The sequence below is a fragment of the Helicobacter macacae MIT 99-5501 genome, assembly GCF_000507845.1.
GTDB lineage: Bacteria > Campylobacterota > Campylobacteria > Campylobacterales > Helicobacteraceae > Helicobacter_B > Helicobacter_B macacae.
The window spans coordinates 981163-995113 of record NZ_KI669454.1; the positions used below are offsets into that span (position 1 = coordinate 981163).

7 protein-coding genes are annotated in these 13951 nt (G+C 40.9%); all 7 read right to left on the bottom strand.

The genetic code is table 11. The annotated features are described in order from the left end of the window. Positions 1–5: 5 nt before the first annotated feature. Positions 6–2381: a ribonucleoside-diphosphate reductase subunit alpha gene (locus tag HMPREF2086_RS04330; protein ID WP_023927550.1), complete on the bottom strand. Its 2376-nt coding sequence runs from the start codon at positions 2379–2381 to the stop codon at positions 6–8. A 13-nt stretch (positions 2382–2394) separates the two neighbouring features. Then, the gene (locus HMPREF2086_RS04335) at positions 2395–3111 is read right to left on the bottom strand and encodes an NAD(P)H-dependent oxidoreductase (RefSeq protein ID WP_023927551.1); all 717 of its coding nucleotides are present in this window, start codon (positions 3109–3111) and stop codon (positions 2395–2397) included. Positions 3112–3482: 371 nt separating this feature from the next. Continuing rightward, entirely contained in the window at positions 3483–5300 is a 1818-nt protein-coding gene (typA, locus tag HMPREF2086_RS04340) for a translational GTPase TypA (RefSeq protein WP_023927552.1), read from the bottom strand. 266 nt (positions 5301–5566) lie between these two features. Continuing rightward, a complete protein-coding gene (locus tag HMPREF2086_RS04345; protein ID WP_023927553.1) occupies positions 5567–8170 on the bottom strand; it encodes a glycosyltransferase family protein in 2604 nt (867 codons plus the stop codon). A 38-nt stretch (positions 8171–8208) separates the two neighbouring features. Next, on the bottom strand, positions 8209–9090 hold the full coding sequence (locus HMPREF2086_RS04350; protein WP_023927554.1) for a DUF2156 domain-containing protein: 882 nt from the start codon (positions 9088–9090) through the stop codon (positions 8209–8211). Positions 9091–9221: 131 nt separating this feature from the next. Continuing rightward, complete coding sequence (gene pheA / locus HMPREF2086_RS04355) at positions 9222–10322, bottom strand: prephenate dehydratase (protein WP_034561023.1); 1101 nt, start codon at positions 10320–10322, stop codon at positions 9222–9224. Positions 10323–10432: 110 nt separating this feature from the next. Further along, positions 10433–13948, bottom strand: coding sequence for a type ISP restriction/modification enzyme (locus HMPREF2086_RS10740; RefSeq protein WP_023927556.1), 3516 nt, complete (start codon positions 13946–13948; stop codon positions 10433–10435). Between the last annotated feature and the right edge of the window lie 3 nt (positions 13949–13951).

Genomic DNA, 13951 nt, shown 5'->3' on the forward strand with positions numbered 1-13951 from the left:
CAGAGTTATTGGCAGTTTATGCACTCTAGTCCCCTATCCATAACATCATCTTTGATTTCAGGGCTTTTTGTGCGGAGGTAGTAAGTGGATTTTAGCCCTAGCTTCCACGCAAGCATATATATATCGTTTAGAAGTTTTCCTTTTGTGTCTCCAGATGGTAGAAAGATATTTAGACTTTGCCCTTGGTCTATCCATTTTTGGCGCACACTCGCAGCTTTGACAAGAAGTGTTTGGTCTAGGCTATATGCGGAGGGGTAGTAGTTTATCGTATCAATAGATAGATTTGGCACGACTACGGGGATAACGCCACTTAGATTTTCCTCAAACCACCTTTTTTGATACACAGGCTCGATAGTCTGTGTCGTGCCTACCAAAATCGAAATCGAGCTAGTCGGCGCAATCGCCATAAGATAGCCATTTCGCATACCTTGTGATTTGACTTTGTTTCGCAACTCTTGCCAATTATACTCTGTATCAAAAAGTGTCTTATCAGTGAGATTTAGCGCATTTTTGTTTGCCACATCGATAGGGAAAATACCCTTACTCCAATTACTCCCCTCAAATTGCGGATAGCTTCCGCGCTCTTTAGCGAGATTGGAGCTAGAGAGAATCGCATTGAAACTTATCATTTCCATTATATTATCAATCGTGTTTAGATGCTCTTGGCTTCCCCACTCTATTTGCTTTGTGGCGAGCATTTCAGCTTCGCCCATCACGCCAAGCCCTATGGCGCGATTTTGCATATTTGTGTATTTTACTTTACGATTTGGGTAGAAATTTAAATCAATCACATTATCAAGCATTCTAATAGCCACAGGTAGCACGCGCTCAATGTCCTCTTTCGTGTGGATTTTGCTTAGATTCACGCTTGCTAGGTTGCATACAGCGGTGTTGCCACCCTCTTGGATTTTGGTAGTGATATAGATTTTTTTGCCTTTGATAGAGTCTAGCGAAGTTAGTTTGTTTGCTTTCTTTTTTACTCCCTCATCGGTTGTTATTTCATCATTTTCTTCAAAGTATTGTTTCTTGCCATCTTCAAATTCTACTTCGACTTTGTAGTGGCTAGGCGCAGTGTTTTGGAAAATCTCTGTGCAGAGATTTGAGCTTCGTATGATTCCCGCGTGTGCGTTTGGATTGGCTCTGTTTGCATTGTCTTTGAAGCACAAAAACGGCATTCCTGTTTCAAAGTAGTTTATAAGAATCTTTTTCCATAGCTCTTTTGCTTTCATTCGTTTTTTTAGAATGTCTGGATTGTTTTCTAGCTCAATGTATTTTGCCTCAAACTCTTCTCCATACAGTTCGGTTAGCTCTGGGCACTGATATGGGTCAAAAAGTGTCCACAGCTCATCTTTTTCCACACGCTTCATAAACAAATCACAAATCCAAAGCGCAGGGAACAAATCGTGCGCCCTGCGTCTTTCTTCCCCACTATTTTTGCGTAGCTCGATGAACTCCTCTACATCATTGTGCCACACTTCTAGGTAAGTAGCGATTGCGCCCTTGCGCGTGCCAAGCTGGTCTACTGCGATAGCGACATCATTTGTGATTTTTAGGAATGGCACAACGCCACCACCTACATTTTTGTGCCCATCGATAAAGCTACCAAGTCCACGCACTTTGGAGTAATCCCACCCGATTCCGCCACCATACTTGCTAAGCAACGCCATTTCTTTATAGGCATCAAAAATCCCCTCAATATTATCAGGCGTGCTACCGATATAGCAAGAGCTAAGCTGATGACGCGGTGTGCGGGCATTTGCAAGCGTAGGTGTAGCGCAAATCACCTCAAATTTGGAAATCATATCGTAGAATTTTATTGCCCACTCGTTTTTGTCTTTTTCATTTTGTGCTAGAAACATTGCTATTGACATAAACATATGTTGTGGTAATTCAATAGGTTTATTTTCTTTGGATTTGATTAGATACCTATCATAGAGGGTTTTTATCCCAAGATAGTTAAACTGCAAGTCCCTCTTTGGCTCGATTTTAGAATTTAGCAACTCTAAGTCAAATTTTTCTTTTAGTCCGCTTATGATTTTGCCTTGAGATTCTGCGTTTTCAAAGTAGTCTTTTAAGTGTTTGTATCCTGTGAAGCCATTTACTCTATGATACAAGTCATACAAAAACAACCTTGCTGCGACAAATGTCCAATTTGGCGTGTCTATATCGATTTTGTCTACTGCGGTTTTGATAAGTGTTTGTTGGATTTCGTATGTGTTGATACCATTGCGGAAATGTAGCTTTGCGTCCATTTCCAAATCGCTCTGACTTACTCCGCTTAGTCCCTCCACCGCGCTTGAAGTATATTTTTTGATTTTATTGACATCAAGGAGTTCGATTCTGCCGTTTCGCTTAGTAACTGTAAAATCTGATTTTGACATTTTTTATCCTTATTTAGAGTATTTTTGCAAATTCGTTAAAGGCGATTCTAGGTGCTTTGTGCTTAGGAGGTGCGATTCTATACCCGAAGCAAACAAGCAATGCTACTTGCTCGCTAAAAGTATCAATCCCCAAAAACTCCTCTAGCTCGCTTCTGTCAAATCCCTCAATCGCGCAAGAATCCACTCCCAAAAACGCAGCGCAATTCATCATTGAGCTAGCTATCAAGTAGGCTTGTTTGGCACTCCACTGATATATCGAGCTAGAATCCACATAGCCATTTTGCGCTAGAAATCCCGCGTATCGTTCATCTTTGTAAGCCTTTAGTTTTGCTCTCACTTCTTCAGGCTTACTGCCTCCTACCTTTCGCTCAAACATTCGTGTAGCGTAGTTTGTAGTGTGGCTCATATCAGCCACTTTGCTTAGATAAATCACTACTTCACTGCAATCTGTGATTTGAGCTTGATTCCAGCAAAGTGGTTTTAGGGATTCTCTCACACTGCTATCTCTCACCACAAGCAAGCGTGTAGGCTCTAGTCCAAATGAGCTAGGCGTTAGCCTACCTGATTCGATGATGATGTCTAAGTGATTTTGTGGGATTTTTTTTGTGCTATCAAACACTTTGCACGCGTGGCGAAATCTCATCGCTTCCAAAAACGCGTTTTGTTCTAGCACTTGCGGGTTTGGCTCTAGTAGCGATTTTGCAGTGATATGCTTCGTAGAAAGGCTCATCGTATCTCCTTAATTGATGATTTGGTTTATACAAAAAAAAAAAAAACAGAATCAAAACAGATGGCAACACAAAAAAGCGCAAATAAATACAAAATAGTGCGACAAACAAACCAAAAACTGCCCTCATAAATCCAAGTAGAGTTTTTACAAGCAAGGTTTATTTGGTAGTTTAGCAAAGGCAAAAAAGTAGCTTAAAAAACATTTATTTTAAAAATCCTTTTATCTTAAAATGCTTTTTTATACTACTTTCACAAGTCAAGTAAAAAATCTACTCCTTAATTGTGGGATTATCACAACACAAGATTGCTAAGACAAAAGCTATAAAGCACATAATATAGCTAAGATTTTGTGCTACGCATATTTGCTTTGTGCTACTTGGCTTTAGCATTTGCCCTTTTTCTTGCATTGGGCTCTAAAATCTTTTTGCGGATTCGCAAATTTAGTGGCGTGATTTCTAAAATCTCATCTTCTTCTATCCACTCTAATGCTCTCTCTAGCGTTAAATCGCGTGGTGGCACGAGCTTGATTGCCTCATCTGCGCCACTAGAGCGCATATTTGTGAGGTGCTTTGCCTTTATGGGATTGACATCTAAGTCATTATCACGGCTATGCTCCCCTATCACCATTCCCACATAGACTTTTGCCTGTGGCGCGATGAAAAGAGTTCCTCGCTCCTGAATGTTAAAAAGCGAAAATCCTGTCGCCTCTCCCGCTTCCATAGAGATGAGCGCACCATTTTTGCGCGATTCCACACTTCCGCTAAATGCGCGAAACTCTAAAAAGCTGTGATTCATCACACCCTCACCCTTTGTATCTGTCAAAAACTCGCTACGATAGCCAATAAGCCCCCGTGCAGGGATTTCAAACTCTAGCCTTGTAAATCCATCGCCCATTGGATTCATCGCTTTCATCTCTGCCTTTCTGCGCCCAAGTCGCTCGATAATCGTCCCGCTAAAGTCTTGAGGCGTGTCGATTACTAGGTGTTCAAAGGGCTCACACTTCACGCCATCAATATCTTTGACAATCACTTCAGGGCGGGAAATACTAAACTCAAAGCCCTCTCTACGCAGATTCTCCGCCAAAATAGTGATTTGTAGCTCCCCGCGCCCACTCACGCGGAATTTCCCCTCGCCCATTTCCTCACAGCGCATTGCGATATTTGTCTGCATTTCTTTTAAAAGCCTATCTTTAATCTTATTTGCCGTGATATGTTTGCCCTCTGTCCCAGCTAGTGGGCTATCATTTACCGCGAAATACACGCTCATCGTGGGCTCTTCTAAGTGCATAGGGTCAAGTGGCATTGGATTATCCTTATCCACAATCGAATCGCCCACATCAACGGCATTGAATCCCGCAATCGCCACGATGTCCCCAGCTCCAGCGGTTTCGATTTCGGTTCTAGCTAGTCCCATAAAGCCGATGAGCTTTGTGATTTTGCCAACTTCTTTTGTGCCGTCCCCTTTGGCGAGCATTACGGATTCGCCCTTTTTGACAACGCCATTAAACACCCGCGCAATGCCGATTTTGCCCACATAGTTATCATAATCAAGCGTGAAAATCTGCATTTGCAAGGGGTTTTCACTGCTTCCACTAGGCGCACTCACGCATTCCAAAATCGCCTCAAACAACGGCTCTAAATTCTTTTTTTCATCTTCTAGATTCTTGATAGCATAGCCATCGCGTGCAGCCGCATAAATCACGGGGAAGTCTAATTGCTCATCACTCGCTCCCATAGCCACAAACAAATCAAACACTTCATCGACCACCCTATCAGGCTCGGCAGCGGGTTTGTCGATTTTATTCACCACGACAATGGGGCGGATTCCAAAGCCTAGTGCCTTTTTTACGACAAATTTGGTCTGTGGCATTACGCCCTCTTGCGCATCGACAAGCAAAAGCACGCCATCTACCATTTTTAGCACGCGCTCCACTTCCCCGCCAAAATCCGCGTGTCCGGGCGTGTCGATAATGTTGATTTTTGTGTCTTTGTAGGTTATGGCGGTGTTTTTGGATAGGATTGTGATTCCGCGCTCTTTTTCTAAGTCGTTGCTATCCATTACGCGCTCATCGATTTTTTCGCGCTCACTGAATGTGCCTGATTGGCTTAGTAGTCCATCAACCAAAGTTGTTTTGCCGTGGTCGACGTGTGCGATAACGGCGATATTGCGAATCTTTTGGGTATTTTGCATATAGGCTACTCTCTTTAGATATTGAAGTGAAATGAAGTAAAAACGCAATTATAGTTTTTTAATCCTTTAGCTAAGCTATGATAGAACTTAATTTTTGCTAAAAATTGTGCTACAAAAAGAATCAAAAGCGCATATAAAAGCCTAAATTTAGGGCTTTGCTAGGTTGTTAATTATTTTCTTGTCTTTTTTTTGCACGATTTAGTTTGTGCGATTTTAGATTTTGGGCTTGGCTGTGGCTTAGTGCTAAGCATTTGTTTGCGATAAGACTATTGCAAAACCTTATCGCAGATTTTGCGTATATTTTGGATTGTGCTTTTGTTGCGCTTTAGCATTTTTTCATCGTTTTGATTGCTATCCCACACAAGCAAATGCGCGTGTGGATAAAAGGGACTTTTAGGACTCTCTAGCCTCCCCCACCGCCAATCAAACCTTATCGGCAATAGCACAAGCGTGGGAATCCCAAGTGCTAGCCCAAGATGTGCTAGCGCACTATCGATGCTTACAATCATATCAATATCACTTAGGGCTTCATAAGTATCTTGCCAATCAAGCAGATTTTCCCCACGATTTTGCATAAAGCTAGGGATTATGAAATCCTCCTTTTTGCCATTTATCACTTCGCGCACTTGAAAAGAGATGATTTCGTGCGGACTATCCCTAAAGGCACACTCCAAAATCTCTAATGGAATATCTCGCTTAAACCTTTCAAAATTCCCACTGCTATTGGTATGCCAAAAGAGTGCTATTTTTTTCGCGCTAGATTTCGCGCTAGAATCTTTGCGTGATATAGGCACGATAGGTTTTGGCAGGCTTTGCCACTCTTGCAAGCTCATATCCATAAGAAAAGGAAGCGAGCATATCGGCACGGCATAGTCAAACTCATATCCACTAAGCCTTGCACTTTCTTTTTGATATGCTGTGAGTTTTGGATTTACCTCGCTATTTTTGTGGTTTTTATCTCTAGGGAGGCTACCGATGATATGTAGATTTTCAAAGTCTTTGTTGCCATTATTTTTTAGCATTTCTAAGCTAGTGTCAAATAGCCGAAAAAGCAGGCTTTGTGGAAAGAAAAGCACCTTTTTAGCCATAGCACACAGTTTAGCAAGTGCGGGACTAAACATTATCGTATCGCCATAGCCCTGCTCGGCATAGACAAAGACTACTTTACCATATAGCGCGTTTTTGTCCCGCGCCAAATCCTGCCTACAAGCCTCATAGTGTGATAGGCTAAGTGCCCACTTGCCTTTAGCTGTCTCATTTAGCAAGGCTAGTCTGTGCTCATAGAGTGCTAGTCCCTCTTTGTAGATTTCCTCGCTTTCTAGTAGTTGCAAAAGCATTTTACCGCAGCTAAAAAGTGCGCTAGCATTTTTCCTCAAGCTGATTGATTTTTGAAACGCATCGTAAGCTTGCTGATAAGCCCCACTGTGCCATAGCGTATCGGCATAGAAGCTCCAAAAGTCGCTATTTGCTTGATTGAACCTCTCTAGCTCGGAGTAGAGATTTAAGGATTCTTTGTCGCGATATAAGCAGTAGAGATAAAAGGCTATACCCGGTAATATCATACAATTTATATAGCCTTGCAGGTGTTTGATTTGCTTGTCGTTTTGCCCGATAGTGCGCGGGAGGGGGGTTAGTCGCTCTTGTAATGGCTGGCACATATCAGGTAGGCTATCATTTGGCGAGGTATAAGGGATTTGCTCATTTGTGGATTTTAGATTTGCAAGTATGCCCTCTAGAGTGCGCAAAATCTCATAAAAAATCTCTAAGCACTTTTGCTCGCTACTTTTTTCATATAGTCGCCATAGACTTTCTATCGCCCTTATGGCACTTGGGTTTAGATTTCCATTTGCGTCAAACATATCTTGCAAGTCTTGCTCGCTTAGACACCATTTGCTATGCAAAATCGCCTTGTAGATTTTCTCTGCTTTTTCTAGCTCGCCTAGTGCGGTGTGTAGCTCGGCTAGGGCGCAGAGGATTTCTTTTGCTATATTCGTGTTTAGGCTTGGGATAGGGTTTGTAGCAGGACTTTCATCAATGTTTTTTGGTGGATTTTGCGCAGGGTTTTGGGAGGGGGTTTTAGGGAGATTTTGCGCGGGATTTTTTGATGGGTTTTGTGCTAGAGTATCATCGCCCCCCCCCCCCCCAATATTTTCATCTATGTGAGATTTAATCCACGCGCAATCTACAAATCCAAAATCCGCAAAGCTAGAATCCATAGCATTAGATTTGGCACTACATTGCCTGTTTTGCAGGGCAAAATCCAAAAACGGCTTAGCAAGATTTTGCAAAATCTCTTTTGACTCTTCTATATTGCCGTTGCTTGCATAAGCTTTTGCCAAAGTCAAATCATAAAACGCCATTTTGTCTTGGATAATCCAATCGCACAAAATATTTTGCGTGCTTTTGTCTTGCTCGTTTTGCGTGCTTTTATCTTGTGGGATTTTATCTTGTGAATCCTTATGTGCTTTTTGCGCGATTTTGGCAAAGATGACTGCTTGCTTTGTGATTTTGCCGATTGCTTGCGTAGCTTTAGCCACTTCAAGCGCACTGATAGCAATCGCACTTGAGGTAAACTCCCCTAGCTCTTTTGCTCCCGCGACTATGAAGTCCTCGCCAAAATCACAACCAAAATCCTCGCCACAATTTTTACCACAATTCCCACTAGAATCCTCGCTAGAATCCTTATCAAAGCTCTTGCCAAAATCACTCGCGCTAGATTCTTGCAAATCTAGCAAGTCTGCAAGCCTCATCACTTGAGCAAAATCCCTACTTGCAAACGCGTCTAAAATGCTATCTTTTATCCCACACAAATTTCGCCCCGCAAGCCTTTCTTGCAAGCCTTTATTGCCTAATAAATCTTTACCACCCATTTTCACTCCTTTCATTTTTTTTTGAGATTTTTTTTGCTTTATTTAGTGCCGTATTTTTCTACCATTTTTATGGGATTGTAGCTTTTTTTTGCCCTCCTTAGCCCCTCTATGCCCAAGTCCTCCTCTCTATTTATGAGTTCTAGTGTGCTAAACTCATTTGCTAAAAGCTCTCTATTGATGATTTGATACGCGCCTGCTATGAGTGGGTTTGCCTTTTCGATATGCACCACTGCCATTTTTTGGCTCATCACTTCCCCAAAGCTAAAAGCTATGATTTCGCTTTCTAGTCGCACCGCTCCACCTTTTAGCCCTAGATTTTCATACTCTTTTAGCGTGTTTGTGATTCCTACAAACTCAATTTCTAGTGCTTGATTTTTGTTTGGATTTGCCTCCAGCCACTCTTTGCCACGCGATAAAATCTCATCTGCATTGCTAGAGCTTATGTTCTCATAGCTCCATTTGCCCTCATTATTTTGCAAAAACTGATTTAGATGATTTTTTTTCTTGTGAAATTTTCGCCCCTCAAGTTTGATAAGCTCTTGCACGCTATACACATAGTCAAAGCGCGCAACTCGTGGCTCAAACTCTACTTGGCTAAACACGGATTTTATAGAATCAATATTTTTAGATTCTATCGACTCAAAGCGCGGGGGTAGATTTTTATCACGCAAATATTTATCCAAAGCACGCAGGGCACTCTCTTTGCCTCCACTGCCAAATGGATAAAAAAAGTAGGGCTTCTCGCCCTCATAGCGCGTCTGCACCACCACGCAATCACTCTCAATCGCATAAGTGATTTCCCTTGCGTGCTTCCAAAGGTATAGATTCCCAAAGACAATGTCTGAAATCTCATAATCCTCGCTTTGCAAATAGGGTTGCAAAACCTGCCTAGATTCTAGTGTGATAGGGATAAACTCCATATATTCTCCTTAAAGATTTTACTTTTTTGCGCCTTTTGGCTTTTTTCATTTTGGCTTAGAAGCATTTTATTTTTGCATTGATTTTGTGGCTTTTGCGCGACTTATGGCAGATACGCGTTTAGATAAGCGAGCTAGTCCATTTTGGGATAGCTGCCAAGCCATTTGACTTGCCCACTCCATTTTTCCAAAATCTCTGCGACTTTTTCATCATCTCTATGCCCATCAAAGTCGATATAAAAGCCCGAGCTAAAATCCCCCTTTTTGCTTTGGTTTGTCGCGTTTGAGGAGCGCACGGGGCGAGAGTCGATTTTGGTTAGATTGATTTTGGCATCTTCAAAATCTTTTAGAAACTTAAGCAGTGTGCCAGATTTTTCAAACCCCTTTAGCGTGGCAAAAATAGAGGTTTTGTCATTGCCACTGCGCTCATTGCTAAAATCACTTATGATGACAAAGCGCGTCTTGTTGCCACTATGATTTTGGACATTGCTAAACATTATAGGAATCTCATAGATTTTTGCAGCAATCTGTGAGCATATCGCCGCGCTTTGCTTATCCGCTTTGGCGAGCTGTGCGGCTTTTGCGGTGGATTCTGTGGGGATTTGCTCTAAGTGAAGTAGATTGTGAGCGTTTATGAAGCTATCGCACTGCCCAAAAGCTATGTCTTTGGAGTAGATTCTCTTTATTTGGCTTAGATTTTCACAAAGAGAGGCAAAGCTATGATGAATAGGTAGGATAATCTCTGCGATGATTTTTAGGCTAGAGTTTGCTAGATTGTCGATTGTCTCGCCCACTATGCCATTTGTGTTGTTTTCTATCGGCACTACGCCGTATTTGGCTTGGGAGGATTGGAGGGTTTTAAATATTGAGCTAATGTTGTTTATCGGCAGGTATTGGCTTAGTGCGCCAAATCGCTTGGCTGCGGCTTGATGAGTGTAGCTTCCTAGCGGTCCTAGATAAGCGACTTTTTCGGGCAATTCCAGATTGCGCGAGATAGCGAAAATCTCGTGATAAATCGCTTCTATCGCGCTAGTGTTTAGGTGGGCTAGCTTGTGTGTGCTAAGTCGCTTGATGATTTCTCTCTCTCGCTCGGGGCGATATATGCTTGCTTTGTTTTGGATTTTAGTTTTGCCGATTTGGGTTACGATGTGTAGCCTTGATTCTAGTAGGTTTAGGATTTTTTCATCTATGGTGTCGATTTGGCTTCGCAAGGCTTGCAAGTCTTTGTCTTGCATTCCTTTTTTTTGCGTGCTATTTTTTTGTGGATTTTTGTTTTGTTTGTCGTGCTTGCTAGCGTTATTGTTTTTGCGTGGCATTTTTTTTATCCTTTGTGTTGTTTTGTGCGTTATTTGATTTTGGCTAGCTCATTTTGGAGGTAGATACTAGCTTTTATTGCGTGGCAAGTTTGCAAAAATCCATTTAGCTCATCTTTGCTTGCTTGATAGTTTTTGCGATATTTTAGCCACTGCTTTAGCACCTCATAGCCACCGATTTTGTATTGCCATATCTCTTTTGTTATGCCTTTGATTGATAGTTGTTTGTTTAGGGCGATTGTGTCGTTTTCATATCGTTTGGTTACTTGAGTAGAGTCTATGGGCATATCGCTTGAAAACTCTCCTACAAAATCAATACTAGCAAAATCCATATTTGGCAAAATCTCTTGGGCGGGCAATCTCATCAAATGCAAGTCTATGAGCTTTTGCCCAAGATTTGCAAAGGTTTCAAATTTTGATTTGCTTACTTCAAAATCCACTCGTGGAAAGCCGATTTTTAGGTATTCTAAATACTTCGTGCGATAATGTGGGTTAAATAAATTCGCGTAAATAAAAGCCAAAATCTGCTCTGGGCTTTTGTCTTTTAGCACTTTATGCTTATGTGCAAATTCACTAAACTCTTTTGTAAAATTGGGGATTTTAACTATTTTGCTTACTTTTCCCTCTTTGTCGCCCACTATTTCATCATAGCGATAAAGTAGCGCAATATAAGTTCTACCTCCAATAAAATGTCCCTCTATCATTTTATCGCTAATAAAACTTACATTCTGGGAATCTAGCCCTTTTTCAAAGCCAATTCCTATATTTTTACCTTGCAAGAAGTGTTGCATTATTTCTTTGCGACTATCGCCACGCGGGATAATTTTGTTGATTTTATCTAGTGGGTAAAAAATAAATTGTGTATCAAAAGGACGATAAGCGATTTTGATAATATCTTGCTCTTTTGGATTTTCAAAGTTTTCTCTTTGTTTGTTGATTGTCCAATCTTGTGTTTCTTTGAAGTGATATTTTTGCAAAATCGATTCACGCTCTAGTTTTTGCATATCATTAAGCATTTCTTTGATTTTTATTGCACTAGGCTGTATAAGTAGATTATCTTTCCTTGAGTTTGTTCCACAATTACAAACTTCAAAAATCGCCCTAGATTCGCCCAAAGCCTTATCGCTAGCCAAAGCCCAAAAATTTTTATATTCCACATTATCAAATGTTTTTGGCACAAACCAAAAGTAGGGCGATTCAAGGGTTAAAGTTTGCCATTTGATAGTATTTAATCCATTTTGTGCTATATCATTTAGCAAGGCAAATTTATTGTTTCTGCGCAATATTTCATTGTTTTTTGTGGAGAAATAATGCACTTTGGCATACCCACCCCCTTTGTCCCCCTCCGCAGGGGAGGGGGAAAGTGAATAGTCGCCACGAGCAGGGGAGGGGCAATCTAACGATTGCTTTGTTTTGCTCGCAATGACGGTGGCTTCGTCATTGCGAGAATCTGCGCTAGCAGATTCGTGGCAATCTATTTCTTTTTTGTGGATTACTAAAGAAACTTCGGCTTCACCTTGTTTTGCCACGCTCGCTTTGCTCGCTCGCAATGACGAATCATCACTATGTCGCACAAAAATACTTATGCAAACACCCACGCGAATGTCAAAGACATTTTCGTCCTCTCTACTATCGCCGTGTAAGTTTAGGATATAGATTTCATCAAATGATTTGGCTAGAGATTCTCTCATTTTGCGATGAGTGCGCCCGTCTAGATAGGAATTATTAGTGATAAAGCCTAGCAAACCTTTGTTTGAAGTGTCAAAAAGACTGCTAGGCTTTCTTTGCTCCAAAAGTTTCCATTGTGCAAATCGAATGAACTTTATATAATCATCATCTAAAGGCTGTATATTTGTCTCATTTAGCCCCTGCTTATAAGTGTCTAGGAGTTTTAAAATCTCTTCGCCTTTGTTTGAGGACTTGACATTATAGGGAGGATTGCCCAAAATCACAAGTAGATTTTTATTATGCTTTATGTCTCGGGCTTTTTTCCACTCATCATCTAGGCTTAGCAGAGGCATAGACATCGTGAAATTTGCATTCTTGCTTAAATCCAAAGTGTTGTTTAGATATATGCAAAAATCCGCATCGCTAAAGTCGCTAAAACCTGCGTTTTTTAGAATCTGCCCTAGCTTTAGCCTAGCGACAATATAGGCAACAAATGAAATCTCAAAGCCATAAATATCACGCAAAAACTTATGCTTAATCGTATCATTTCTAAATGCTTCTCTCTCTTTTGATATGATTTTCTCAAACACACTTGCCAAAAAGCTCCCCGTCCCTGTGGCAAAATCTAGCACTTTGACTTCACTATCTAAAAACCCCTGCTTCTTGCCAAATCTGCTGATAAGTAGCTCATCAAGTGCGCTAACTATCATCTCTACCACAGGCGCAGGCGTGTAGAAAACCCCCCCTTGCTTGCGTTTTTGTGTACTTCGTAGCTCATCGTATTCTTTCAAAAAATCCTCATAAAGATAAATAGCGATTTTTTCTATTTCTAGGTTTAGAAACTTTGACATACTTGCTTTATCAAGCAGGGCTAGGGTTTTTTTGACATTATCTAGCACATAAAGCACGCGCTTTGGAATCGCGTGATTGGGCAAAGAAAAATAGATAAACTCGTGCAATGTCTTAAAATGAGATGGCAAAAGAGTGATGAGCGAGTGCGCATCGATTTTGTCTATCTCTATGTTTTCGCTCTCTACAAATGAGACAAATAGCCCATACACAATGCTTTGAGAGATAATATCGCAAAAATCTAACTCGCTAAAATCTACTTTTTGGACAGATTTGAAAGTATCATAAGTTTTATCCCAAAACTCACAAAATAGAGCAGAGGTGCTATCGCTATGTGCGCTACTTCCCTCATCATAAGCATTTTTTAGCGATATGCTTAGATAAAAACTTTGTGAGCTAAGCACTTTGACAAGCTCAGCTTTGGACTTGATTTGTGTGCTAGTATCAGCAAAAAACGCACTAATGAGGGTAAAAAACTCATCTTTTGATTCTTGGGTAAAAAGGTGTTTGTTTAGATTCTCATCAAAAAGCGTAGTATCATAAATCACTTTTCCAAAAGATAGCAAAATAAACCTACGATAGTTTGTGAGAATGATATTTGGCGAAATCTCTAAATATCGCTTGATTTGCTCGCTTTGCGTGTCTAAGTCTTTGTCTATGTCTTTGCACTCGATAAATCCCACAAGGCTATTGTAGCTTAGCTCATCGGCTTTATCGATTTTTTTATACACATCAAAATCTGGCTTTGCATTGTTTGCAAATTCAGCTTTTGCAAACTCGGTGGCTTGATTTTGCTCTCTATTTGTTTTTTTATCTCCCACTTCATCGTTTTTTGGTTGTTTTGATTCTTGGATTTTTGCTTCTTTGCCTTTTGCCTCTTGGATAATAGTATAGCTAGGGCTTGGCTTTAGGGCTTTAAGCAGATTTTCTAAAGGTGTGCGAAAGCTAAGCTCTTTTGTAGCGCGTGTCTCATAGAGGGCTTTTATCTCTTGATAGTAGGTTTCTAAAATCTCGTGCTGTGCTTGGCTCATTTG